Below are 25,243 nucleotides of genomic sequence, written 5' to 3' on the forward strand. Positions count from 1 at the left end.
TTAACTTCTTAGTAAATCCTTTAAACTATCAAGAGGGTTTTTCCCTTCAAGTACTAGTTTAACTTCATTTGCAATTGGAGTATAAATTCCATGTTTTGATGATAGTTTATCTATCGCTTCTGCTGTTTTTACACCTTCTGCTACTTCTCCTAGTTCTTCTAAGATAGTATCTAAGGTTTTTCCTTCTGCAAGACCAAGACCTACTCTATAGTTTCTACTTAGAGTACTACTAGCAGTTAAGAAAAGATCACCTGCTCCACTAAGACCTACAAATGAAGATTTTTTTGCTCCAAAATGCAATCCAAATCTTTGCATCTCGACAAGACCTCTTGAGATTAAAGAAGCTCTTGCATTATTTCCTAAGTTTAAACCTTCACAAATACCACTTGCAATGGCAAGTACATTCTTATATGCCCCTGCAACTTCTGCTCCTATAACATCTTTTGAGTAATAAGTTTTTAGAAATGTTGGAAAAAATGGTGAAAACTCTTTGTATAATTTTTTAGATGTTGAATTTATAACGATTGCTGCTGGAAGTCCTTTTATAACTTCAGCTGCAAAAGAAGGTCCTGAGATAAAGCCTACATTTTTTTCTGGTACAAATCTTGCATATATTTCATTTAAAAATTCACCAGTATTTGCTTCAATACCTTTTGATGCTACTAGTATTTTTTGATTTTTAAATTTAAAGTTTTCTTTTAGCCATTGTCCTATTTGTTGAGCAGGAATTGCAATAACTAAATATTCACAATTCATTGCAGTATCTAAATCAACAAAATTTTTTATATCTTTTTTTGTTCTTGATGTGATTAAACACTCTTGATTTTGACTTAGTGCAAAATGAAGAGCTTGTCCCCATTTCCCTGCACCAATTACTGCAATAGAATTTTTTTTCATTAAGCCTCTTTAAATTAAGATAATCTTTCTTTTAATAACTCATTTACTTTTGCAGGATTTGCAGCACCTTTAGATGCTTTCATAGTTTGACCTACAAAGAATCCAAGTAATTTTTCTTTTCCTGCTTTGTATTGTTCTACTTTATCTTGATTTGCTGCTAAAATACCATCAATTATTTCTAAAATAGCACCATCATCAGATACTTGTTTTAGACCAAGTTCATCAATTACTGCATCTACTTTGGCTTCTGGTTTTTCCATTAAGAAGTCAAGGACTTCTTTTGCTGCTTTTCCAGAGATTGTACCATCTTCAATTCTTTTAACTACAGTTGCTAATGTTTTAGCTTGTACTGGAGATGTTTCTAAAGTAACACCTTCTTTTAATCTTGATGGTAATTCAACTGTTAACCACGTAGCTGCATTTTTACCTGAAATACCCTCTTTCATCATTTCATCGAAGAAATTAGCTGTTTCTAAAGATGCTGTGATAACTGAAGCATCATACTCTTTAATTCCAAAGTCATTTACAAATCTATCTTTTTTTTCATCGGGAAGTTCAGGTATTTGAGTGTACTTTTCCATCATTTCATCAGTTATGATAACTGGTAAAAGATCTGGGTCTGGGAAATATCTATAATCAGCTGCATCTTCTTTACCTCTCATAGATCTTGTTTCACCTTTTTCAGGATCAAATAATCTTGTTTCTTGAACAATTTCAGTATCATGTATTCCATCTTCCCAAGCTTCAATATGTCTATTAACTTCATACTTAATTGCTTTTTCAATGAATTTAAATGAGTTCATATTTTTGATTTCACATCTTGTGTATAACTTTTCCTCACCTTTTGGTCTAATAGATACGTTTACATCACATCTAAATGAACCTTCTTGCATATTTGCATCAGAGATACCTAAGTATCTTACAATTGAATGAAGTTTTTTAAGATATAAAATTGCTTCTTCTGCACTTCTCATATCTGGTTCTGATACAATTTCAAGTAAGGGTGTTCCAGCTCTATTTAAATCCACATGAGAAACAGAACCTGCATGGATATTTTTCCCTGCATCATTTTCTAAATGTGCTCTTGTTACACCTATAGTTTTATGAGAACCATCAGGAAAGTCAATTGTTAGTTCTCCTAGTCCCACAACAGGTACTTCAAATTGAGAGATTTGATATCCATTTGGTAAATCTGGGTAAAAGTAATTTTTTCTGTTAAAAATAGATTTTTGGTTAATTTGAGATTTTAAAGCCGTCCCTAACATAATCGCTTTGTGTACTGCTTCTTTGTTTAAAACTGGCAATGCTCCTGGAAGTCCTAAACAAGTTGGACATACATTTGTATTTGGTTCTTCACCAAAACTTGTTGCACAAGAACAAAATAGTTTAGAATTAGTATTTAATTGTGCGTGAACTTCAAGACCTATAATAACTTCAAACATATATATTTTTCCTTTTTATCTTACTATTTTTATATCTGCAGATAGTTTTAACTTTTCAAAATAATCTTTTAAATATTTTTTTTCTCTATCTTGCATTACGATGTTAAATATTCTATCTCTTACGTTTTCAAATTCGATTGTTTCTTGATCTTCTTTTTCAACAATCAATAAAGATACAAATTGTTTGTTTGATGTAAATACTGGAGTAAATTGATTAATCTTCGTTTCATTGATAATATATCTTAACTGTGGATTTAAATTTGATTGATCTAATTCAACTCTACTTTTACTAATCCCTGGAACATTTGCCATTGGATTTTTTCTTATATTGATTAATTCTGCTTTATCTTTTGATGAATATTGAATTGCACTTACTTTTGAAGCCATTTGAAATTTACTACTGTTATTTTCATAATAGATTTTTAAATCTTCTTCTGAAGCAAGTTTTAAATTACCACGAACAAGCTTATCTGTTAATTTTTGTCTAATAATTAAATTTTTTGTTTGCTCTTCATATCTATCATAATCTTTATACTTTTGTTTGATTATCGATTTAAATGTATATAAATCCATACCATTTGAAGCAGCTAGTTTTTCTAAATAGTTATTCACATCAAATACATCAGCTGTTATGTTATTTTTTCTTACTAGTTGGCTAAATAATGCTTCGTCAATTAATTGACTAACCGCATCTTCTTTTGAAAGTTTCTTTTCATACTTTCTTTTCTCAATATCAAATAGAGTAATTGGGTCATCGTTTACAACTAATGCAATTCCATCAACCATCCCTGCAAAAGAGATTGTAATAGACATTATTAAGGTAAATATCATTTTATTCATTTTAATCCTTTATTAATAAAACGGACATTTTACCATAAGAATAGTAAAATAAATGTTTTACTTAAATCCAAACAATAAAATTAAAAATTATTTTAGTTTTAAATATTGCTTTTTGTCTCATAATTTGATATTATTTTACTTATATTAGGACGTTAAAATGAGATTGTTAATTATAATATTATACGTATTTTCAAATTACGTATTTGCACTTTCAAATACTCAATTTTTTGATAAATTGAATACTGAAGAAAAAGAATTCCTAAAAACACATCCTCAAATTATAGTATCAAACGAAAAAGATTGGGCACCTTATGATTACAATGAACAAGGAGTAGCAAAAGGTTATTCTATTGATTATTTAAAATTAATCGGATCAAAGTTGGGCGTAGAGTTTAAGTTTGAAACTGATACTTGGTCAAATCTAATAGAAAAAATTAAAGCAAAAGAAATCGATATAATTCACCCTATTTCTTATATTGAAAAAAGAAAAGAGTATATAAATTATGCTAAGAGTATTCTTGATGCAGATTTATCTATTGTAAGTACGGATATTCAGTCAGAAATAGACTCTTTAAATGATTTGAAATTTAAAACTGTTGCTGTTGTAAAAGGCTGGAGTTCAACAAAATATTTAAAAAAAAACTATCCAGAAATAATATTTAAAGAGTTTGATACTTCAAAGGAAAAACTTGAAGCTGTAGCCTTTGGAAAGGCAGATGCGGCTATTGAATATTTTATTACTGCTAATTATATTAAAAATAGATATTTACTGAATAATCTTAAAATAGTACATCGTATAGAGATAGAAGATTTAAAACGAAGTTTGCACATTGCAGTTAGAAAAGATTGGGAAATTTTAGTTCCAATTATTAATAAAGCTATTGAAAGTATTACAGAAGAAGAAATCTTATTATTAAACAGAAAATGGATGAATGTAAAAGATGATATTGTTGTTCTAACTGAACAAGAAAAAGACTTTTTAAAAAAGATTCCTTATATATTAACTCGTGTGGCAAAGGATTATTATCCTTTTTCTTTTACTGAAGATAGTAAGGAAAAAGGTTATGTAATAGACTATACAAATCTTATTGCTAAAAAATTAGGAATAGAAGTACGTTATGTAAAAAATCAAACTTGGAAAGAATCAATACAAGATTTAAAAGATACAAGAATTGATATTTTACCTATGATGAAAAAAACACCTGAAAGGGAAATGTATGCTATATTTAGTACCCCTCTTTTAGAAACCTATATAGGTATAGCAACATTAGAAAAGAATATAAAAAAAGCTTCTTTAGAAACTTTATCAGGTAAAAAAGTAGGTATTTTAGGAGGCTATTGGTTTGTAGATAATCTAAAAAAACACTATCCTAAAATAAAAAGAGTGATTTATAAAAGCAATTTAGAGGCATTGGTTGGTTTAAAAGCAGGAGAGATTGATGCTGTTGTTTCAACAGAACCTGTAATGCAATATCTAATAAAAAGAAATTTCTTTTCGGAAATAAAAACCAAACCTATATTAAATAATGTTTATTTACCTAAAACAATTGGTCGATATGCCATAAGAAAAGATTGGCCTTTAATGGAATCTATCTTACGAAAAACAATGGCTACGATAAAAGAAAAAGATATTTTGGCATTAAAAGAGAAGTGGTTTGGTAAAAGAACTAATTTCTCTAACCCTTTGGGATTAAAATTTAATAATGATGAATTAATGTACATGAAAAACAAAAAAGTTATAAAAATGTGTGTTGATCCCAATTGGATGCCATATGAACAAATCAAAAATAATAAACATATAGGTATGTCTTCTGATTATTTTGATATTTTTAGAAAAGTTATTCCTATTCCTGTTAAGTTGGTTAATACTGATAACTGGACGCAAACTCTTTCTTATGTAAAACAGAGAAAATGTGATTTGATTTCTTTAGCAATTCCTACTCCTATGAGATTAAAATACTTGGATTTTTCAAAAAGTTATATTGATGTACCTTTAGTAATGGCTACAGATCTTATGAAGCCTTTTGTTACGAGTTTCACAGATGTTTTAAATTATAAAATAGGTGTTGTAAAAGGGTATGCATATTATGAAATTTTAAAAAATAAATATCCTAAGCTAAATCTTGTAGAAGTTGAAAATGTAGATGATGGTATGAATAAGGTTATTTCTGGTGAGATTTATGGTTTTGTAGATTCCTTAGCCGTTGTAGGTTATAGTGTACAGAAGAATTATCTTGGAAGTGTAAAAATTGCAGGAGAGGTAGATGAAAATCTAGAACTTGGTGTTGCTGTACGAAATGATGAACCATTACTAAAAAGTATTTTTGACAAAATAATATCTGAATTAAAACCAAGTGATCACCGTAGTATCTTAAACAAATGGGTTTCTGTAACTTATGATAAATCTTTTGATTCTTCGTTAGCATGGAAAATTGCAATTGCAATTTCGATTATTTTAGGTTTCTTTTTCTATAGACAAAATATGTTAAAGAAACAAAACAATATGTTATTAAATTCTCAGAAAATATTACAAGAAGCAAATGAAGAGTTTGAACATTTGATTAATTCTACAATAGAAGCAATTTTTGTATGGAAAGATGACAAATGTATTAATGCAAATTCAGAAGCTGTGAAACTTTTTGGTTATAAGGATAAATCTGATTTATTAGAATTATCTGCACTTGACATAGTGGACCCGTTATTTCATGAAGAAGTAAAAGAGAAAAGAGAAAAAAAGTTAACTTCTGCTTATGAAATAAATGCTATAAAAATGGATGGTACTGTTTTCCCTGTTTTAGTAAAAGGATACAATTTTATTCTTAGAAATAGTGAAGTTAGAGTTTCTGCTTTTATTGATTTATCAGATATAAAACATAAAGAAAGATTATTGACAGAACATACAAAAATGGTTGCATTAGGTGAGATGTTAGGAAATATAGCCCATCAATGGAGACAACCTCTATCTGTTATTTCTACTGCGGCAAGTGGTATTCAAATACAAAAAGATATGGGGATGCTAAATGATAATATGTTTAATGAAACAATGGATTCAATTGTTTTAAATACTAATTATTTATCTAATACAATTAATGATTTTACAAATTTTATAAAAGATAATAAAACTAAAAAAGATTTTGATTTAAAAGAACATATCAAAAAAGATTTGACTATTTTAAATTCAATGATAAAAACTGAACATATTAATGTTGTTACAAATATTGAAGAAGATATTATTATAAATAATTTTGAAAATGAGTTTTCTCAAGCAATTATAAATATAATTTCTAATTCTAAAGATGCATTTGTTGAGCGTAATATAGAAAATAGACTTATTCTTATAGATGGAAAGAAAGAAAATAATACTGTTTTATTAACTATTAAAGACAATGCAAATGGGATATCTAAAGATATCCTTGATAAAGTTTTTGAACCTTACTTTACAACTAAACATAAATCTCAAGGAACAGGTGTAGGTTTATATATGACTAATAAAATCATTGTAGAGAGTATGAAAGGAACAATTGATGTTTCTAATGATAACTATACTTATGAAGGAGTTCTTTATAAAGGAGCCATGTTTAGGCTCACTTTATAATTATTGTTTTGGTGTTGTACACTCATCAATAAGATAGAAGATTGAATTATAATCTAATTCGGCTTGTTCACTTAATCCTATTTCACAAGTTTTTGATGTTGAGAATGCATATTTAGCATCTTTAACATCATCTTTTAAAAATCTAAGTGCAGAGTTATTTAATTCTGGGAAATTAAATCCTCTATCCCCTGCAAAACCACAACATTTTACATTGTCAGGAACAATAACATTTGTTGAACACATTTTTGCTAATTCAATGAATTTCTCATGTAATCCCATTTTTCTTGAACTACATGTTGAGTGAATAGCAATTGGTTCATCAATTGGATTAAAGTCAAACTCTTGCGTAAAATGTTCTAATGCAAATTCTATAGGTTCATAGATTTTTAATTTATCAGAGAAACCTTCTAGCATTTTTTTAGTACATGGACTCGTGTCACAAAGTATTGGATATTCTCCAAAGTTACTAACTTCTTGAAGTGCATGTTCCAATTCATCAGATTTTTGTTTAGCTTGTTTATTAAAACCTTTTGAACTAAATGGCATACCACAACATAAATTTCCTAAGTCATTAGGGAATAAGATTTGAAAACCTGCTTTTTTAAGTAATTTAACTGTTAAATCAAATAACTCTTCATCAACTGTTGTTTTAGAGCTTCTACCCATACTTCTATTAATACAAGAAGGGAAATAAACAACTTTTTTACTTGTTAACTGTTGTTCAAAATCTAAATTGATTTTTGCAGGTTTTGGTAAATATGGACTCCATTTTGGAATACTACCATTTGTCCAATCTCTTAAAGTTTCCGTAATAGAACCCATACTTGGTGTTCCAAAAACTGCATGTGTTATGTTTGCAGAGCTAAGACCAAACTTCATCCCTTTTAAAGTTGTAGAGAAGTTATTTGCAATTGTATTAGCTATTTTATCAGCACTAGAACTTATTTGTTCTGCTCTTAGGTGTTTAGTTAAACTTCCTGTATCGATTTTAACTGGACAAGCTGTTGAACATAAAGAACATGTAGCACAAGTTTCTATTCCATCATATTGATATAAATCTCTATACTCTTTTGCTTCATCTTTTTCTCCAATTGATTCAAGTCTTGATATTTCTCTATTGATTACAATTCTTTGTCTAGGAGTTAATGTTATGTCATTTGATGGACATGTAGGTTCACAGAATCCACATTCGATACATTTATCAACTATTTCATTTGTTGCTGGCATACCTTTTAAGTTTTTAAGGTGAGCTTCTGCATCATCATTTATAATAACACCTGGGTTTAAAAGCTCTTTTGGATCAAAAAGGTCTTTTATTCTTTTCATCATTTCATATGCAGTTTTACCCCATTCTACTTCAATGAATGCAGCCATATTTCTACCTGTACCATGCTCTGCTTTTAAGCTACCTTGGTACTTAACTGCAACTGAAGTTACAACATCATTCATAAATGCATCATATCTTTTTACTTCTGATTCAATTGCAAAATCTTGTGTAAATACAAAGTGGAAGTTACCCTCTAATGCATGACCAAAAATTAATGCTTCATCATAACCATGCTTTTTAAATAAGTCTTGAAGTTCTAAAGTGGCTTCTGCAAGTACTTCAATTGGGTATGCAACATCCTCAATGATTACAGTTGTACCTGTTTCTCTAACTGCACCAACTGCTGGGAATAGACCTTTTCTAATTTTCCAGTAAAGTGTGTATTCTGCTACATCTTTTGTAAAGTAAATATCTCTTACTACAACAAATTCAGCAAGCAATTCTTCTAACTCTTTAATTTGAACGTCTAAAGCTTCTTTATTTACAGCTCTTGTCTCAATTAAAAGTGCAGTTACTTCATTATCAAAATCTTTAATAAATTCAGGCATTGCTGGATCGTTTTCTATACTTCTTAATCCTGCTCTATCCATTAGCTCTACTGCATCTACAGTAATATTATTTGCTTCTCTTGCTAATTTTATTTTTGTAACAGCATTGCAGGCTTCTTTTACATTTTTAAAGTAAATAAGCGCAGACGCTTTATCTTTTAAATCTTCTACTGTTTGGTATGTTATTTCTTCAATAAAAGCTAAAGTTCCCTCTGAACCAATTATTAAGTGTTGTAAAATTTCAAATTCATCTTCAAAATCTATAAGTGCATTTAGTGAATAACCACATGTATTTTTGATTTTGAATTTCTTTTCAATTTTTGCTCTTAATTCTTCATTGCTAACTGTATCTGTTGCAATTTGTTTTAAATCTTTTAAGAAGTTTCCATGAGTCTTTCTAAATTCTGCTTTACTATTTTCACATCCAGTATCTAGTCTTGCTCCATCTTGAAAAATCAATTTCATAGATTTAAGAGTTTTATAAGAGTTTTGGGCAATACCACAACACATTCCTGATGCATTGTTTGCTGCAATTCCACCAATCATAGCTGCATTTATTGAAGCTGGATCTGGACCAATTTTTTTAGAAAATGGAGCTAAAATATTGTTTGCTTCTTGTCCTGTAATTGCAGGCTGTAAAGAGATTAACTTTTTATCTTCTGATAATCTAAAGTCTCTAAAGTTTCTTGAAGTAACAACTAATATAGAATCTGTAATTGCTTGTCCAGATAGAGAAGTTCCTGCTGCTCTAAATGTAACGCTTAATTCCATGTTATTTGCAAGCTCTAAAATTGAAGCTACTTGTTCTGGAGTATCTGTCTTAATAACTATTTTTGGAATTAGTCTATAAAAAGATGCATCAGTACCGTATGCTAATGTGTGTAATTTATCTGTAAAGATATTTTTTTCATTTATTGTTTGAGAAATTTTGTCGTAAAATTCTTGATATTTTGTTTCTAACATTTAAAATCCTTTGTATTCTTTATTATATAATGATTTGTAAATGATTTCTATTATTCAAGCCTTGGGACAGTGTATATTCTTTGTTGAGGATCGTAAATAAAAGAGTACATTTTATCTTGTTGTTTGAATATTATATTAATAATAAGCTTCAAAAATTTAGACATAATGTACTCCTATATAATTCTATCTATCAGATACCATTCCGAAGAATTCTGGATAGAATGCTACAATTGCAAGCACGATGACTTGTATCGCAATGAATGGTAAAACCCCTTTATAAATCTGGGAAGTCCTAACACTTGATGGGGCACACCCTTTTAAGTAGAAGAGACTAAATCCAAATGGTGGGGTTAAGAACGATGTTTGTAAATTCATAGCAATTAAAATTGCAAACCAAACTGGATTAATTCCTAAAGCATCAGCTACTGGTAATAAAATTGGAACAATAATATATGAAATTTCAATAAAATCAATAAAGAAACCTAATACTAAAATTGCCAACATTGTAAAGATTATAAATCCCCATTTCCCATCACCTGGTAAGCTAAGCATTGCATGTTCAACTAATTCTTCTCCACCTGTATATGAGAATACCATTGAGAATGCTGTTGCACCAATTAAGATACCAAATACCATAGATGTGATTTTAACAGATTCTAATGCGGCTGTTCTAACCATATCTAACTCAAAAGTTCTATACATTAATGCAAGACCAATTGCTCCAATACAACCAACTGCAGCTGATTCTGTAGGTGTTGCAACACCAGCAAAAATTGAACCAAGTACTAATATAATAAGCGTTAATGATGGAATAATATCAACTAATGCTTTTAGTACTTGTTTCTTTTTAGTTCCACGACTTGGATCAGAAGGAATAGCTGGTGCCATATCTTTAAAGAAATAAGCCATAACTAAAATATATAAAATATATGCTGCAACTAATGCAAGTCCTGGCCCAACTGCTGATTTAAAAAGGTCACCAACTGGAACTTGAAATACATCCCCTAAAATAATTAATACAATTGAAGGAGGGATAATTTGCCCTAATGTTCCAGAAGCACAAATTGTACCTGTTGCTAATTCTGTATTATATTTGTATTTTAACATTACAGGAAGGGATATTACACCCATTGCAACAACTGATGCTCCAACAACTCCTGTTGATGCTGCTAGTAATGTACCAACAAGTACAGTTGAGATAGCAACTCCACCTCTAATTTCTCCAAATAAGAATCCCATAGATTCTAATAGTTTTTCTGCAAGACCAGTTTTTTGTAAAACAATTCCCATAAAAATAAACATTGGAATTGCCATTAAAATTGTATTTTGTTGAATGGCATAGATTCTAAAAGGCATATAGTCAAACATTGCTATACCTTCCATAATTCCTTCAATTAAAGTACCATCTGCACCTATTTCTACAATCCCTGCAATTATTCCGAAGAATACTGATACTGCAGCAAATGTAAATGCAACAGGAAATCCAATTAACAACATAAACAATGCTGTAAAAAACATAATTATACCAATCATTTTGAATCTCCTTTCTCATCACCTTTTTCATCAATATCTACTATGTGATGCTTATGCTCTTCTAATTCTTGTTTTAAATTTTCAATTTCACCTTTTAGATTATATTCTTCTAATCCGTGTAATCCTTTATATGTATTTAGATTTTTAAGAAAAAATCCAATTGTTGTAATAATCAATAAAAAGAAAGATAAAGGAATTAAAGCCTTTACTATCCATCTATAATGCAATCCTCCTGGATCACCACTTTGTTCCATTGATTGATATGCTTCTACTGCATTATCAATTGAACTAATTCCAACTAAAAAAGCAATTGGTAAAATAAATAGAATTGCACCAACCATGTTAATCATAGCTTTTTTTCTTGGAGTTAATCTATCATAAATTAAGTCAACTCTTACGTGCCCATCTTCTTTTAAAGTATAAGCAACACCTAATAATATTATTACAGAGAATAGGTGCCATTCCATCTCTTGCATTGCAATTGAACCTGATTTAAAAAAGTATCTCATGACAACATCGTAAAATACATTTATAATCATTAGAACCATTGCCATAGCAGTTATAAGTCCAATAAAGTCTGCAAACTTATTGAAGCCTCGTTCTAGTTTTAACAACATAAAAATCCTTTGGGTATGTTAAAAAATAAGTCAGATAAATATATTTAGTTTTATTATATTTATGTTACCTATCATCATTAGTTATTATATAAGTAGTCCCCTTAAAAAGGGGACTATAATTAGATATCTTATAAGTTATCTTTTAAGTATAGGTAGTCTGACATTTTAGTCCACTCTCTAGCTTTCTTTTGGAAAGCAGCTTGAGAATCTAATACCTCTTTTAAGAATGGTTGACCTTTAGTTTTTTCAACTAATAAGTCTGCATTCGCTTTTTTCATAGCATCCATAACTTCTTTAGGGAAAGTTTTGATTTTAATATTTGGATAATCTGACTCAATTTTTGACCAAGCATCAGCTGACATTGCGTAGTTTTGTACATACATATCATATGCAGAAACTCTCATAGCTGTAACTAAGATTTGTTGTAAATCTTTTGGTAATTTATTGAATTTTCTTTCATTTACTAGGAATTGTAATTCAGTTCCTGGCTCATGCCATCCTGTAAAGTAGTAAGGAGCAATTTTGTGGAATCCCATGTTAATGTCCATACCAGGCCCAACCCATTCTAATGCGTCAATAGTTCCTCTTTCTAGTGATGTATATAATTCACCAGAAGCAATGTTAGTAACTGTTAATCCTAATTTTGCCATAACTTCACCAGCAAATCCAGGGATTCTCATTTTAAGACCTTTTAAGTCATCAACAGTTTTAATATCTTTTCTGAACCATCCACCCATTTGGTTACCAGTGTTTCCACCAGGATATGATAATACTTTATGTTTTTTATATGCTTTTTTCATTAAGTCCATACCACCACCGTAGTAGAACCAAGAGTATTGCTCAACAGCTGTCATACCAAATGGCATAGTTGTAAATGGTAAAGTATTAATATCTTTACCTTTCCAGTAATAAGATGCAGAGTGACCCATGTCATACTGACCACCTTTTACCATATCTAAAATACCTAAAGCAGCTTTATGTTTATTTGAAGCATCTACTCTAATTAGTAATCTTCCATTTGACATCTCTTTTACAAGTTTTGCCATATTTTTTGGTGCATCAATAAATGGTGACAGTGTTGGTCCCCAAGTTGTTGCTAATTTCCATTTGTAAACTTTGTCTTTTGCCATTGCAGCAGTTCCAAGTCCTGCAACTAAAGCAGTAGCTACAAGTAGCTTTGTCGTTTTACCGAACATATTCATGTGATCTCCTTTGTTTTGTCTCAATTCAAATTGTAACCGCACTAAATGAAAAAGGTATGATATTTTTGTCATATTAAGAAAAAAATCGCTATATAATATAGTGTTTTGAGCATATGTTCATTAAAAATAAGGATTTGTCTAAAAATGCTATTTTAATGCTATTTTAGTACTAGAATTACTATTTTTAGTCAGTTTTGAATATATAACCAGTATCAACTACTGTTTGAATATAATCTTCTTTTACAACTTTTCTTAGTCTTCTTATAAGACTTCTTATTGATTCTATTGATGCAAAAGAGCCTTCCCATACATAGTTTTCTATTGCTTCATATGATAAGACTTGATTTTTCTTTGTTAAAAAAAGATTCATAAGCAATCTCTCTTTTTTTGTGAGTCTTTGTATCTCTCCATTAATTGTAATAGTAGAAGATTTATAATCAAAAGTAGAGTTTTTATCAAATTGTATAATTTCGTCTTTTATTTGACAAAGTCTTTCTACTTTTATTTCTAGCTCATCAATAAAGAAAGGTTTTTTTAGATAATCGTTACAACCAAAGTCATATGATTCTTTTATAATATCAAGTTCAACTGTAGCACTTATTATAATTACAGGAACTTCATCATAGTATTCTCTAATTTTTTTTAATATTTTTATTCCATCTATATTTGGTACGTTTATATCTAAGATAAAACAAGAAAATCCTTCAGTAATGTTATCTAAAGCATCTCTTCCATCAATATAGTTAAAAACCTTATATCCCTTAAGTTCTAAACGTTTTTTAATAGTAGTATTTAATTTCTTATTATCTTCAAGAAGTAGTATTTTCATTTGAAAAACCTTTATTATGAGGAAGTTTTAATGTAAATATAACATTATTATCTTTATTTTGTGCACTTATAATTCCATCCATCTTATCTTCAATAATCACTTTTGCCATATAAAGCCCAAAACCTGTACCATCTTTTTTTGTAGTAAAGTATGGTTCAAATATTTTATCAATAATATTGCTATCAATATTACCACCATCATCAATAATCTCCACAACTGTGTATGATGGCCTTTTTCTAATATTAATTGTTAAATTGAATTTTTCATCAGATTTTTTTTCTACAATTTTATTCTTTGCATTGTTAATAAGGTTTAATAATACTTGTTTGAACTCATTTTCGTATCCATATATTAACAATTCTTCTTCGTGTGTATCATAGTTAATACTCATATTGATGTTAGAATAAAAAATTTGTTTTTCTATAATCTCAAATATATCTTCAAAAGACTTTCTAATAGAGAAAAGTTTTTTCTTTGTAGATGGTTTTAAAAAGTTTCTAAAGTCACTTAATGTTTGTGACATATATTTTATTTGAACCATCGAATCATTTACAAAATCTTTTACATCAATGTCTTTTAATTCATTTAAGAGAAAAGAGGTCTGAATATCCTGTACATGAGCAGACAATTCAACTAATGGTTCATTCCATTGGTGTGCAATTGCAGCAACCATATCACCCATTTCTGCTAGTTTACCTTGTTGAATTAAAAATTGTTTTTGTTGTATTCGTTCAGTAATATCATCCATGATACATACAATTCCACCTATTGAACTATCATTATTTAGATAAACTGCTTTATTGATAATTATATGTTTCATATGATTATTGGATAAGTGAAGAGTAACTTCTGAAGTATTAGTACCTAAGCTTTTTAGTAATTCTTTATCTACTTCTTCATTTCTTTTTGCAATATCAGGAGCAAAAAAGTCATGAGCTGTTTTTCCTATAACATCTTTTTTTCTAATATTTAATAGGTTCGAAAATGCTTTATTACATCCTAAAAACTTACCTTCTTTATTTTTATAATAAATTGGATTAGGCAGAGTATCTAATAGTACTTTATCAAACTTGATTCTATTTTGTAAATCTTTTTCTACAATTTTTCTTCTTTGGATATTGGCTTTCATTGAAAAGACCATTATTGTTAAAACAAGAATTATTGTTATAGTTATAACTACTAATTTTGTATATTTTCTAAAAAATCCATGGGGTTCGTTTATAAGTTCATAATCTTCTAAATGTTTATCCACATCTATATTAAATCTATTTAACTCTTCATAATCAAAAAGATATTTATTTGGAGATTTTTCTAAAATGGGGATATCTTTTATTTTTTTTCCATTAAAAATTTTAAGAGCCATGTCTGAAACTGCGTTACCTTGTGCTGTGGCAGAAGTTAAGAGCCCTCCAACAATTCCAAAATCAAGATAAAAATCCCATAGCCCATAGATTGGTACGACACTTGTTTTTCTAATTTCTTCTAAACTCTGCTTATAAGTGAAATATTTTCCAGTTTTATCTTTAAAAAGAAGTACAAAAAGAATAACAGTATCATCATCTAGTTGGGAAACTTTTTTTTGTAAATTTTTTATTTCAATATCATCCACATACTCTATTTCTACTTTTTGGGAATATTTTTCAATTATTGGACGTAAATCTCTTTTTATTGCATAACCTGTTTTGGATCTATCATTTACAATTACAAGTTTTTTCAATGTTGGATGGAGTTTTAAAATTAACTCAAAATTTTTCTCTAAGTCTACTTGTTCTACAACTCCACTCATATATTTAGTCATGTAATTTTCGTCAAGTTGTGCTTTGTCAAAATTATTAATTCCCGTAAATAATACAGGAAGCCCTTTGAACAAATATTCATGATATCTAATTGCAAAATCAAAGGCATTATTATCACTTGCTATGATTAAATCAAAATTTCTTCGTGAAAGTTGTTCTTTATAGAGTTCTGCTAGTTTATCAAGATAGATTGGACCTACAATTCTTTTTGTATCCATATACAATGTTGTAAGTTCTATATCACTATGAGGCCCAAATTTTTCTTCAATTGCTTTTGAAATATCATCACTCCATTTATAACCTTTATGGTATGAATGAAGTAATAATACCTCTTTATTTGCAGCATATAAAAAATTTAATAGCAGTAAAAAAAAGATGAATAATTTTTTTACTGCAAGCAAGATTCCTCTTTGTTGTATCATTTAGACCCTTATTAGGTTAAATTATATCATTATTCAACAAAAATAATATACCCCGACTTAGGTCCATGTGCACCAATAACTAAAGACTGTTCAATATCAGCAGTTTTTGATGGTCCACTTACAAATACACCATAAGTTGATTTTTCAAATGATATTAAGTCATAAGCTTCATGCATATTATTTAATAATGAGTTTTTATTTACAACTAATACAATATTTTGTGCAATAAAATATAAGCTTCTATGTCTATTCTCCTTATTTTTTAACCATACTGCGCCATTTTCTGCAACTGCAAATTCGCCTTTTACAACTGCTAAGTCTATATCCTTTAAATTATGTGGATCATCTTCTTTATTTGAATCAAAATTTCCTAATCCACAAATATCAACATTTGTTGAGATAACTTTTTCATCAGGATAAATTTCTTTTATAGTTTTATCTAATTCTTCTTTTTTGATGATTAATGCTTTTCCTCCTACACTTTCTAGCATAGTTGTGAATTTTTCAAATCTATCTTCAAAGGTTAATCCAAAGTTTGAATAGTCTGGAAGAGGAGTATTTTTTACAACATTATTAGTTCTTATATTTTGAAGTATCTGTTCTTTGCTAGTCATCTTTTAATCCTTCTTTATATAAATCTTTAAAACTTTTTTCTGGCATATTTGGTAAATCTCTTTGTTTCCCCCAGACATTAAATTTATTATAAATCATTCCTTTTGGAAGTTTTGGAACAATTTTCCTTGCAACTTTTCCAACAAAATTAAATAATGCAGGTTTTGTCATTAGCCAAACAGCTGCTTGCATACCTAATCTTTTTTGATTTGAGATAATATTCTTTTCTCTTAAATCTTGTCTATGGGTATAAAGTTGTGAATCTAAATCAATTTTTACTGGACATACATTTGTACAAGAACCACAAAGAGTACAAGCAAATGATAAAGTTTTATGTTTTTTAGGTGCTCTAAAAGTAGATAATGTTGAACCAATTGGCCCTGGGATTACATACTCATAAGAATGACCACCTGATCTTCTGTATATTGGACAAGTATTCATACAAGCTCCACATCTAATACAATTTAAAGCTTTTTTATAAGATTCTGATTGTAAAAATGGAGTTCTTTTATTATCTACAATTACAATATGCATTTGTCCACCTTCAATAGGTCCATGAAAGTGTGATGTATACGAAGTTATAGGTTGTCCTGTTGCACTACGTGCTAAAAGTCTTGTAAACACAGATAAATCTTCTAATCTTGGAATAATTTTCTCAATTCCCATAGAAGCTATATGTAAAGGAGGAACGGAAGCTCCCATATCTGCATTTCCTTCATTTGTACAAACTACAACTCCACCAGTTTCTGCAATTGCAAAGTTTACACCCGTTAATCCAGCTTGTGCAGTTAAGAAGTCTTCTCTTAAAGAAGCTCTTGCAGCTCGTGTAAGATAAGTAGGATCATCATTTCCTTTTTGAGTTCCCAAATGCTCATGGAAAGTATCAGATACATCTGATTTTTTAAGATGTATAGCTGGAAGTACGATATGTGAGGGTGGCTCGTCTCTTAATTGAACGATTCTTTCTCCTAAGTCTGTATCAACAACTTGAATTCCTCTACTTTCTAAGTATGGATTTAAGTGACACTCTTCTGTAAGCATAGATTTTGACTTTACAAGTTTTGTCACCTTATTTGCACTTAAAAGTTTATGTACAATCTCATTATGTTCTTGGGCATCTTTTGCCCAATGTACAGTTATCCCTCTTTTAGTTGCATTTTCTTCGAATTCTAGTAAATATGTATCTAGATTACTCATGGTATGAGTTTTAATTTGATCTGCATATTCTCTTAGTTGTTCCCATTCAGGAATACTTTTTGAAGCTTTATCTCTTTTCTCTCTAACAAACCATAGTGCCTTATCATGCCAGTGCATTCTTTCATCATTAGCTACGAATTTTGCAGCATTTTCAGGGTGTTTAATACTCATCTTACACCTCCCCAGCTAAAATTTCTGTGATATGCATAACTTTTAAAGGTTTTCCATCTCTATTGATTATCCCTTCCATATGCATTAAACATGACATGTCTGCACCTGTCATAACTTCAGCTTGTGCTTCTATATGGTCTTTAATTCTGTCTTTTCCCATTGCTACAGAAATTGCCTCTTCTGTAACACAGAATGTTCCCCCAAAACCACAACACTCATCATCTCTTTTTAAATCAACAATTTCAATATCTTTTATAAGTCCTAAAAGATTTTTTAGTTTATTTAATGGTGGTACATTTAATTCACTAGGACTGCCTAATCCTAATGATCTATGTCCATGACATGAGTTATGTACTCCAACTTTATGTGGAAATGATACATCTAGTTTTTCTACTTTTATTACATCATGTAGAAATTCACATACTTCATATATTGAAGCTTTTACTTTATTGTAATCTTTATCATCTTCATCAAAAAATGGTTCATAATGATCTTTAACCATAGTTACACAAGAACCTGTAGGAGCGACAATATAATCGTATTTTTTAAATGTTTCAACAAAATTTATTGCTAGTGCTTTCATATCTTTTGAACATCCAGAATTTGCCATTGGTTGTCCACAACATGTTTGCTCAAGTGGATAATCAACATCTAAATCTAAGTTTTTTAGAAGTTTTAGAGTTGCTACACAACTCTTTGGGTATAGTTCATTCATAAAACAGGGAATAAATAATCCAACTTTCATTTTCTCTCCTAGTCTACCATATGGTATTTTTTTCATTTCTTTTCGTCTTATATTCATTCTAATATTATTATATAAGAACAATATGATAATTTTTAATTAATTGTTATCTATTTTTAACATTTTTTATATCTATTTTTAATATAATAAAGCAAAAATGCAAAAAAAGACAACTCAAAACAGACATACTCAAATAGCAAACTACACAATGAACTATATATATAATTATATAGATACAGATATCAATATTGATCATCTAGCAAGTAAGTTTGAAATAAGCCGAGTATATTTTCAAAAACTATTTAAAGAACAAATAGGCAAAAATATATATGAAGCTATTAAAGATATTAGGTTATATAAAGCTTCTAATTTATTACTTACTAATAAATCATCTACAATTAAGCAAATTGCCAATATGTGTGGGTACTCTTCTCAACCTTCTTTTATAAGGGCATTCAAATTAAGATTTAATCAAACCCCAAAAGAGTGGAGAGATGGAGGTCATAAAAAGTATTCTAATAATATCTTAAAAAATATCGATATTGATTTTAATAAAATTGAGAATTTTTTACAAATTGAACCAAAAATTGTAAAACTAGATTCAATGAAAATTTATTATCTAAGAAATAAAGGATATAGTAAAGAAACATTAAAAAAGACATGGCAAAAAATTCAGGCTTGGATTTTTACTAATAATATAACAAAATATAAAGAATTAGCTTTCTATCATGATAATCCTGTAATTACACCTGCAAATGATTGTGTCTACGTCGCAGCAGTTTTCGTTGATGAAGAAGTAGATTTATCAAATACAAATCTACCTTACTTTAAAATTGCTGGTGGTTTATATGCTTCTTTTGAAATTAATGGAAAACACGGAGACATCTTAAGGTTTTTGCAATGGGTATATCACGATTGGCTTCCAAAAAGTGGCTTTGAAACTACAACAAATCCTGCACATACAGTATTAAATCAAAACCATTACACTCATCCAAGTGGAGAGTTTCAAGCAACTTTATATCTTCCAATACAATATATTTAATAATTGAAGAGTAATTTATTTTTCTAAAAAGATAGTAGAGTCATTTGGTAGGTAATTTTCTGAGATGGTTACTTTTTTTGTTAGTTTTTTACAAAAACCGTAGATGATTTCAGTACTTAAATTATGTACACTATGGTTTGTTAAAAAGTTAAATATAAAACCTTTACTAGAGGCATAAAAACAGTTTTCTATTGCTTCTAAGAAATCAATTTGAGTTAATATATTTAATGCTCCACTACATATGAGATAATCAGCTTTTGGCATTTCATCTTTTAAGATATCACATTTGATAAAAACATTTTTATCAAATTTTTTTGATGTGATATCAATAATAAATCTTTCACAATCAATTCCTAAATATATATTAGGAAAAAGATTTTCTTTTTTTAAGTAAGTAAGATATGCCCCATATCCACACCCCACATCAATTAAAGAAGAGTTTTCTAAATCATTTTTAATAAAATTTGTTAATATTTCAAACCTTTTATTTTGAGTAAATTCTGAATCCCAATGAACACCTTGGGCTGTTGCTCCATGCTCCTTATACGAATCTTTATAAAACTTATAGTTATCTATTTTTTTCATATGCTACTTTAATTGTTCAATTACTACGCCATTATCTTCTATAAACTTTGATACAACATCAGAATTTGTATGTTCATAAGCTTTATCAAATACAATTCTAGTAATACCTGCTGCTATAAGGTTTTTTGAACATTCACTACAAGGCTCTAATGTAACAAAAATTGTTCCACCTTCTATACTTATACCTTTTCTTGCTGCCCAGATAATTGCATTCATTTCTGCATGAATTTCATATGTTTTTGACCAATCATGATGATCTTTTGTATATTCTCCATTCCAATGGGAACTACAATTAGTATAACCTGCTGGTGTTCCATTGTATCCTGTTGAAAGAATTCTTCCATCTTTTACAATAACTGCTCCCACTTGTTTTGATACACATTTTGATGCACTTGCAATTTCATGTGCAATATTGATAAAATTTCTGTCACTTATCATAGTAATCCCTAGTATTTATTTCTTTTAATTTCAATTAATTACATAAAAGTTGCAAAAAAATAAAATTTCATATTTTTTCATATTTTTATTGATTTTACTCAAATTTTTAGTAGTTTTTAGTTAAAAACTATAAATTTAAGATGTTTTATTAATTTTAATAAAAGATTTTATAACAATATTTATGGTATTATTTCCAAAATTTGATTATAAAAGGTTGAACATGGATTTTAAAGAGATAAAAGAATTAATAAGAGTATTTGATAAAAGTGAATTAAATAAATTAAAAGTAAAAGATGGAGATTTTGAAATTTCTATGCAAACTGGATTTGAAGGTGGTACTGTTGTATCTACTGCCACTCCTGTTGCTGCGCCTGTAGCAGCACCTGCTGTTGCTGCACCAGTCGCTGTAGCACCTGCTTCAGTTGAGACTTCAGCTCCTGTAAGTGGAGATACAATTAACTCTCCAATGGTAGGTACTTATTATGCTTCACCATCTCCTGAATCTCCTGCATTTGTAAAAGCTGGTGATACTGTTAAGAAGGGACAAACTTTATGTATCTTAGAAGCAATGAAAATTATGAATGAAGTTGAAGCTGACTTTGATTGTAAAATTGTAAAAGTTTTAGTTGAGGATGGTAACCCTGTAGAATATGATATGCCACTTTTCGTTGTAGAAAAACAATAAGACATAACTATGGCTGAAATTAAAAAAATACTAATTGCTAATAGGGGTGAAATAGTTCAAAGAGCTGTTCGAACTATTAGAGAAATGGGTAAAAAATCTGTTGCTGTATATTCTGCTGGGGATAAAAATGCATCATATTTAAAGCATGCTGATGAAGCAGTTTGTATTGGAGATGTTAAATCGATTGATTCGTATTTAAATATCCCTGCAATTATTACTGCTGCTGAAATGACTGGTTGTGATGCAATTTTCCCAGGATATGGTTTTCTTTCTGAAAATCAAGATTTCGTAGAAATTTGTAGACTTCACAATATTAAGTTTATTGGTCCATCTGTTGAAGTAATGGATAAAATGGCTGATAAATCAAAAGCAAAAGATGAAATGATTAAAGCTGGTGTTCCAGTTGTTCCTGGTTCTGATGGTGCTGTTCATTCATTAGAAGAAGGAAGAAAAGTAGCTCTAGAAATAGGTTATCCTATTATGGCTAAAGCATCTGCTGGTGGTGGTGGAAGAGGAATGAGGCTTATAAATGATGAGTCTGATTTTGACCAACTATTTATGGCTGCATCTTCTGAAGCATTAGCTGCATTTGGTGATGGAACTATGTACCTTGAAAGATTTATCAATAATCCAAGACATATTGAAGTTCAAGTTATTGGTGATTCTCATGGAAATGCAATCCATATTGGTGAAAGAGATTGTTCTTTACAAAGAAGACATCAAAAAGTTATTGAAGAATCTCCTGCGATTTTATTAAATGATGAAACAAGAGCTCATTTACATGCTGTAGCAGTAAAAGCAACTAAATATTTAGAGTATGAAGGTGCTGGAACTTTTGAATTTTTAGCAGATGATAAACAAAATATCTACTTTATGGAAATGAATACAAGACTTCAAGTTGAACATCCAGTTTCAGAAATGGTATCAGGACTTGATATTGTTGAATGGATGATTAAAGTAGCTGAAGGTGATGAATTACCACCTCAAGAAAAAATTAAATTCAGAGGTCATGCTATTGAAGTTAGAATCACAGCTGAAGACCCTAGTTCATTTTTACCTTGTCCTGGACGGGTAAAACAATGGATGGTTCCTGGTGGAAGAAATGTAAGAGTTGATTCTCATGTTTATGCCGGATATGATGTGCCTCCATATTATGACTCAATGATTGGAAAACTAATTGTTTGGGGAAGAGATAGAGAAAAAGCTATAAATATTATGAAAAGAGCTCTTAATGAATTTGAAGTAGAAGGAATTAAAACTACAATTCCTTTCCATCAAAAAATGATGGAAAACAAAGATTTTATTTCAAACAACTACGATACAAAATACTTAGAAGGTTACAAAAGCCTTGATCAATTATAAAAAGGGTAGGCAGAAGCCTACTTTTTTTATAAAAGCTTAAATTTATATTAATTTAGATATAATCCGCGAAATCATACACATTTATATACTATATTTACTTTGAGTTTCGAATTTCAAAGCCTGCTTTATTAATGTAAGCAACCAGTTTTTTAACTAAAATTTATTTAGAATCAGAAGTTATAACCGTGTATTTTTTAAATCTTAATATACCGCGATGGTATAAATACACGTAAAGAGCAACTTGTTGCTCCCCTTAAGGTTACCTTTTTAAATATGTTTTAAAAAGGATACCTTCGAGTTTGTTTCTTTAAGTGGAATTTATTTCACTGTTAAAAGAAATTGAAAATATAGTCCCTTTGTAAGGTAACCTAAAAAAATGTAAATTTTTTCAGGAACCTTTTTATGGGACATTTAAAAAGGTAACAAATGACTTTTAAAGACTTTAATTTTAAAGCAAATTTACAAAAATCGATCGATGATGCAGGTTTTAAAGAACCAAGTCCTATCCAAAAAGATGCTATTCCTGTAGTTTTACAAGGTAAAGATATTGTTGGTCAAGCACAAACAGGAACTGGTAAAACAGCAGCATTTGGACTTCCTATTATTAATATGATGAAAGGAAACAAAGGTGTTGAAGCTGTAGTTATTGTTCCAACAAGAGAACTTGCTATGCAAGTATCTGACGAATTATTTAGATTTGGTAAAAACTGTGGTGTACATACAGCAACTGTTTATGGTGGGCAATCATATAATATGCAGTTAAGAAATATTGATAGGTCATCAATTATTGTTGCAACACCAGGAAGATTAATTGACCTTTTAAAAGGTAAGAAAATTAATATTAGTCCTTCATATGTTGTTTTAGATGAAGCGGATGAGATGTTAGATATGGGATTTTTAGATGATATTAAAGAAATCTTTACATATATTCCAAAAGAGAGACAAACATTACTTTTCTCAGCAACTATGCCACAAGCAATTAAAAAACTTGCTCAAAATATTTTAGTAGAACCTGAATTTATTACAATAACTAAATCAGAAGTTACTAACTCAAAAATTACTCAATCATTTTACGTAGTAGACGAATATGAGAGAGATGATGCGCTAATTAGATTATACGATTTTAAAAATCCTGAAAAATCTATCATTTTCTGTAGAACAAAAAAAGAAGTTGATAGATTATCTACTTATTTAGTATCTCAAGGTCATAGTGCAAAAGGTCTTCATGGTGATATGGAGCAAAGACAAAGAGAAGAAGTAATTAAATCATTTAAAAAAGGTACATTAGAAGTTCTTATTGCAACTGATGTTGCGGCACGTGGACTTGATGTAAATGATGTATCTCACGTATTTAATTATCACTTACCTTTTGATTCAGAGTCTTATGTACATAGAATTGGAAGAACTGGACGTGCAGGAAAAGAAGGTGTTGCAGTTTCAATTGTAACTCCACATGAATTTAGAATGATTCAAAAAATTCAAAAAACAACTGGTGGAAAATTAGAAGCAAAAGTTGTTCCAAATATTAACTCTGTAAAAGAGAAAAAAACAAATACATTAAAATCAAAAATTGGTAATCAAAAAGTTTATGATTCTGGAATTGATTTAGTAGAATCTTTAAAAGAAGATTTTGATTTATCAACTATTGCTCATAAATTAGCATCAATTTTAACAAACGCTACTTATGTAAAAGGTAGCAATTATATTGGTAAGTCAGAAACAGATATTGAAAGATTATTTGAAAGATTAAAAAATGATTCTGGCGGAGATAGAGATTCAAGAGGTCGAGGTCGTGGCCGAGGTGGATATAGAGGCGGAAACAGAAATGGTGGTCGAGGTGGAAACAGAGGCGGTAGATCTGGTGGAAGTCGTGATGGAAACAGAGGTGGTAGATCTGGTAATCGAAACGGTAACAGAGATAATAGAAGAGGTTAATCCCTCTTCGTCATCTACTATTTGTAGTGTTTTTTTAAAGCTTTCTTAGCTTTTTTATATGCTGCTTTTGTGTCTCTTCCAAATCCTCTAAAGGCACCATCTTTATTAAAAAACTCAACAATTTTTAAATTCCCTTTTTTTATATGTAGAACTCTAAAAACATCAAACTCTTTTTTTATTTTGGCAATCTTTGGAAAATCATCAGTAGTTAAAATATGAATACTCATTTTTACTCCTTTTATATATTTTCTCTATAATTTATAGGTATTCTATAGAAAAAAAATAAAAATGTCAAGAAAGTTTTTAAATTAATCAAATTTTTTATGAAAAATTTTACAAATTTGTAAATTTACAGAGAATATAATATAGAGAATTTAAATAATTTAACTATTTTAGTAATAAATAGTTTAAGCTTACTTAAAGGTTTTGTAAATAAAAACCCAATATAATCCTACGAAATTTA

At 29.3% G+C, this 25,243-nt stretch carries 20 protein-coding genes; 5 read left to right on the forward strand and 15 right to left on the reverse strand.

Annotated elements, in window-relative coordinates:
- The 3 genes from BT997_RS00600 to BT997_RS00610 are packed head-to-tail and all read right to left on the reverse strand — an operon-like array spanning position 1 to position 3,179.
- Positions 1 to 897: an NAD(P)H-dependent glycerol-3-phosphate dehydrogenase gene (locus tag BT997_RS00600; protein ID WP_072679446.1), complete on the reverse strand. Its 897-nt coding sequence runs from the start codon at positions 895 to 897 to the stop codon at positions 1 to 3.
- A 14-nt stretch (positions 898 to 911) separates the two neighbouring features.
- A complete protein-coding gene (gatB, locus tag BT997_RS00605; RefSeq protein ID WP_072679447.1) occupies positions 912 to 2,339 on the reverse strand; it encodes an Asp-tRNA(Asn)/Glu-tRNA(Gln) amidotransferase subunit GatB in 1,428 nt (475 codons plus the stop codon).
- A gap of 15 nt (positions 2,340 to 2,354) precedes the next feature.
- Complete coding sequence (locus BT997_RS00610) at positions 2,355 to 3,179, reverse strand: peptidylprolyl isomerase (RefSeq protein ID WP_072679448.1); 825 nt, start codon at positions 3,177 to 3,179, stop codon at positions 2,355 to 2,357.
- A 157-nt stretch (positions 3,180 to 3,336) separates the two neighbouring features.
- Between BT997_RS00610 and BT997_RS00615 the strand changes: the two genes are divergently transcribed.
- On the forward strand, positions 3,337 to 6,774 hold the full coding sequence (locus tag BT997_RS00615) for a transporter substrate-binding domain-containing protein (RefSeq protein ID WP_072679449.1): 3,438 nt from the start codon (positions 3,337 to 3,339) through the stop codon (positions 6,772 to 6,774).
- Here the strand turns inward: BT997_RS00615 and BT997_RS00620 are convergent, their stop codons facing one another.
- The 9 genes from BT997_RS00620 to BT997_RS00660 all read right to left on the reverse strand — a co-directional run bounded on the left by BT997_RS00620 (position 6,775) and on the right by BT997_RS00660 (position 18,772).
- Positions 6,775 to 9,612, reverse strand: coding sequence for an FAD-binding and (Fe-S)-binding domain-containing protein (locus tag BT997_RS00620; RefSeq protein WP_072679450.1), 2,838 nt, complete (start codon positions 9,610 to 9,612; stop codon positions 6,775 to 6,777).
- A gap of 183 nt (positions 9,613 to 9,795) precedes the next feature.
- The gene (locus tag BT997_RS00625; RefSeq protein WP_072679451.1) at positions 9,796 to 11,145 is read right to left on the reverse strand and encodes a TRAP transporter large permease subunit; all 1,350 of its coding nucleotides are present in this window, start codon (positions 11,143 to 11,145) and stop codon (positions 9,796 to 9,798) included.
- Entirely contained in the window at positions 11,142 to 11,762 is a 621-nt protein-coding gene (locus tag BT997_RS00630; RefSeq protein ID WP_072679452.1) for a TRAP transporter small permease subunit, read from the reverse strand. Before BT997_RS00630 ends, BT997_RS00625 begins: the two co-directional genes overlap by 4 nt.
- 128 nt (positions 11,763 to 11,890) lie before the next feature.
- Positions 11,891 to 12,958 (reverse strand): TRAP transporter substrate-binding protein, encoded by a 1,068-nt coding sequence (locus BT997_RS00635; protein ID WP_258239400.1) that lies wholly within the window; start codon positions 12,956 to 12,958, stop codon positions 11,891 to 11,893.
- 190 nt (positions 12,959 to 13,148) lie between these two features.
- A complete protein-coding gene (locus BT997_RS00640) occupies positions 13,149 to 13,793 on the reverse strand; it encodes a response regulator transcription factor (RefSeq protein ID WP_072679454.1) in 645 nt (214 codons plus the stop codon).
- Positions 13,774 to 16,011, reverse strand: coding sequence for an ABC transporter substrate binding protein (locus tag BT997_RS00645; protein WP_072679455.1), 2,238 nt, complete (start codon positions 16,009 to 16,011; stop codon positions 13,774 to 13,776). The genes BT997_RS00640 and BT997_RS00645 overlap by 20 nt, the downstream gene beginning before the upstream one ends.
- A 29-nt stretch (positions 16,012 to 16,040) precedes the next feature.
- Positions 16,041 to 16,625 carry an LUD domain-containing protein gene (locus BT997_RS00650; RefSeq protein WP_072679456.1) on the reverse strand — a complete coding sequence of 195 codons (585 nt, stop codon included), beginning with the start codon at positions 16,623 to 16,625 and terminating at the stop codon, positions 16,041 to 16,043.
- Positions 16,618 to 17,991, reverse strand: a complete 1,374-nt coding sequence (locus BT997_RS00655; RefSeq protein WP_072679457.1) for a lactate utilization protein B — start codon at positions 17,989 to 17,991, stop codon at positions 16,618 to 16,620. The genes BT997_RS00650 and BT997_RS00655 overlap by 8 nt, the downstream gene beginning before the upstream one ends.
- 1 nt (position 17,992) lies before the next feature.
- Positions 17,993 to 18,772 (reverse strand): (Fe-S)-binding protein, encoded by a 780-nt coding sequence (locus tag BT997_RS00660; RefSeq protein ID WP_258239401.1) that lies wholly within the window; start codon positions 18,770 to 18,772, stop codon positions 17,993 to 17,995.
- Positions 18,773 to 18,890: 118 nt separating this feature from the next.
- Between BT997_RS00660 and BT997_RS00665 the strand changes: the two genes are divergently transcribed.
- A complete protein-coding gene (locus tag BT997_RS00665; RefSeq protein ID WP_072679459.1) occupies positions 18,891 to 19,775 on the forward strand; it encodes a GyrI-like domain-containing protein in 885 nt (294 codons plus the stop codon).
- A 15-nt stretch (positions 19,776 to 19,790) separates the two neighbouring features.
- Here BT997_RS00665 and BT997_RS00670 read toward each other — a convergent pair whose 3' ends face one another.
- Together BT997_RS00670 and BT997_RS00675 are read right to left on the reverse strand one after the other, a co-directional pair.
- Positions 19,791 to 20,360, reverse strand: coding sequence for a class I SAM-dependent methyltransferase (locus BT997_RS00670; protein WP_072679460.1), 570 nt, complete (start codon positions 20,358 to 20,360; stop codon positions 19,791 to 19,793).
- Positions 20,361 to 20,363: 3 nt separating this feature from the next.
- Positions 20,364 to 20,798 carry a dCMP deaminase family protein gene (locus tag BT997_RS00675; RefSeq protein WP_072679461.1) on the reverse strand — a complete coding sequence of 145 codons (435 nt, stop codon included), beginning with the start codon at positions 20,796 to 20,798 and terminating at the stop codon, positions 20,364 to 20,366.
- Positions 20,799 to 21,018: 220 nt separating this feature from the next.
- Between BT997_RS00675 and accB the strand changes: the two genes are divergently transcribed.
- From accB to BT997_RS00690, 3 genes are all read left to right on the forward strand, one after another.
- Complete coding sequence (accB, locus tag BT997_RS00680; protein ID WP_072679462.1) at positions 21,019 to 21,483, forward strand: acetyl-CoA carboxylase biotin carboxyl carrier protein; 465 nt, start codon at positions 21,019 to 21,021, stop codon at positions 21,481 to 21,483.
- A 9-nt stretch (positions 21,484 to 21,492) separates the two neighbouring features.
- A complete protein-coding gene (locus tag BT997_RS00685; protein ID WP_072679463.1) occupies positions 21,493 to 22,845 on the forward strand; it encodes an acetyl-CoA carboxylase biotin carboxylase subunit in 1,353 nt (450 codons plus the stop codon).
- A gap of 426 nt (positions 22,846 to 23,271) precedes the next feature.
- On the forward strand, positions 23,272 to 24,780 hold the full coding sequence (locus BT997_RS00690; RefSeq protein ID WP_072679464.1) for a DEAD/DEAH box helicase: 1,509 nt from the start codon (positions 23,272 to 23,274) through the stop codon (positions 24,778 to 24,780).
- Between the two features lie 17 nt (positions 24,781 to 24,797).
- On the opposite strand, the gene BT997_RS00695 is transcribed toward BT997_RS00690, so the two are convergent.
- A complete protein-coding gene (locus BT997_RS00695; RefSeq protein WP_072679465.1) occupies positions 24,798 to 25,007 on the reverse strand; it encodes a hypothetical protein in 210 nt (69 codons plus the stop codon).
- Positions 25,008 to 25,243 lie beyond the last annotated feature (236 nt).

The organism is Arcobacter sp. LA11 (assembly GCF_001895145.1).
Classification (GTDB): domain Bacteria; phylum Campylobacterota; class Campylobacteria; order Campylobacterales; family Arcobacteraceae; genus Halarcobacter.

What these genes read in the sequence shown, in the direction of transcription:
- BT997_RS00600 (WP_072679446.1), bottom strand. Translation starts at nt 897, where the DNA reads ATGAAAAAAAATTCTATTGCAGTAATTGGTGCAGGGAAATGGGGACAA.
- gatB (WP_072679447.1), bottom strand. Translation starts at nt 2,339, where the DNA reads ATGTTTGAAGTTATTATAGGTCTTGAAGTTCACGCACAATTAAATACT.
- BT997_RS00610 (WP_072679448.1), bottom strand. Translation starts at nt 3,179, where the DNA reads ATGAATAAAATGATATTTACCTTAATAATGTCTATTACAATCTCTTTT.
- BT997_RS00615 (WP_072679449.1), top strand. Translation starts at nt 3,337, where the DNA reads ATGAGATTGTTAATTATAATATTATACGTATTTTCAAATTACGTATTT.
- BT997_RS00620 (WP_072679450.1), bottom strand. Translation starts at nt 9,612, where the DNA reads ATGTTAGAAACAAAATATCAAGAATTTTACGACAAAATTTCTCAAACA.
- BT997_RS00625 (WP_072679451.1), bottom strand. Translation starts at nt 11,145, where the DNA reads ATGATTGGTATAATTATGTTTTTTACAGCATTGTTTATGTTGTTAATT.
- BT997_RS00630 (WP_072679452.1), bottom strand. Translation starts at nt 11,762, where the DNA reads ATGTTGTTAAAACTAGAACGAGGCTTCAATAAGTTTGCAGACTTTATT.
- BT997_RS00635 (WP_258239400.1), bottom strand. Translation starts at nt 12,958, where the DNA reads ATGTTCGGTAAAACGACAAAGCTACTTGTAGCTACTGCTTTAGTTGCA.
- BT997_RS00640 (WP_072679454.1), bottom strand. Translation starts at nt 13,793, where the DNA reads ATGAAAATACTACTTCTTGAAGATAATAAGAAATTAAATACTACTATT.
- BT997_RS00645 (WP_072679455.1), bottom strand. Translation starts at nt 16,011, where the DNA reads ATGATACAACAAAGAGGAATCTTGCTTGCAGTAAAAAAATTATTCATC.
- BT997_RS00650 (WP_072679456.1), bottom strand. Translation starts at nt 16,625, where the DNA reads ATGACTAGCAAAGAACAGATACTTCAAAATATAAGAACTAATAATGTT.
- BT997_RS00655 (WP_072679457.1), bottom strand. Translation starts at nt 17,991, where the DNA reads ATGAGTATTAAACACCCTGAAAATGCTGCAAAATTCGTAGCTAATGAT.
- BT997_RS00660 (WP_258239401.1), bottom strand. Translation starts at nt 18,772, where the DNA reads ATGAAAAAAATACCATATGGTAGACTAGGAGAGAAAATGAAAGTTGGA.
- BT997_RS00665 (WP_072679459.1), top strand. Translation starts at nt 18,891, where the DNA reads ATGCAAAAAAAGACAACTCAAAACAGACATACTCAAATAGCAAACTAC.
- BT997_RS00670 (WP_072679460.1), bottom strand. Translation starts at nt 20,360, where the DNA reads ATGAAAAAAATAGATAACTATAAGTTTTATAAAGATTCGTATAAGGAG.
- BT997_RS00675 (WP_072679461.1), bottom strand. Translation starts at nt 20,798, where the DNA reads ATGATAAGTGACAGAAATTTTATCAATATTGCACATGAAATTGCAAGT.
- accB (WP_072679462.1), top strand. Translation starts at nt 21,019, where the DNA reads ATGGATTTTAAAGAGATAAAAGAATTAATAAGAGTATTTGATAAAAGT.
- BT997_RS00685 (WP_072679463.1), top strand. Translation starts at nt 21,493, where the DNA reads ATGGCTGAAATTAAAAAAATACTAATTGCTAATAGGGGTGAAATAGTT.
- BT997_RS00690 (WP_072679464.1), top strand. Translation starts at nt 23,272, where the DNA reads ATGACTTTTAAAGACTTTAATTTTAAAGCAAATTTACAAAAATCGATC.
- BT997_RS00695 (WP_072679465.1), bottom strand. Translation starts at nt 25,007, where the DNA reads ATGAGTATTCATATTTTAACTACTGATGATTTTCCAAAGATTGCCAAA.